General features: G+C 59.1%; 2 tRNA genes. Both read left to right on the forward strand.

From position 1 onward, the window contains the following. Positions 1-76, forward strand: a tRNA-Glu gene (locus ACTV8E_RS20760). Between the two features lie 51 nt (positions 77-127). Next, a tRNA-Ala gene (locus tag ACTV8E_RS20765) sits at positions 128-203 on the forward strand.

A 203-nucleotide genomic window follows, 5' to 3' on the forward strand; every position in this document is an offset into this window, starting at 1 on the left:
GTCCCCTTCGTCTAGTGGCCTAGGACACCGCCCTTTCACGGCGGTAACAGGGGTTCGAGTCCCCTAGGGGACGCCATATTCCAGCAGTGATGCATCTGCATTACGCACGTCGCGAGACGCTAAATTCGGGGCTATAGCTCAGCTGGGAGAGCGCTTGCATGGCATGCAAGAGGTCGACGGTTCGATCCCGTCTAGCTCCACCA

The organism is Pseudomonas sp. B392_1p, assembly GCF_052245235.1.
GTDB classification, from domain to species: domain Bacteria; phylum Pseudomonadota; class Gammaproteobacteria; order Pseudomonadales; family Pseudomonadaceae; genus Serpens; species Serpens gallinarum.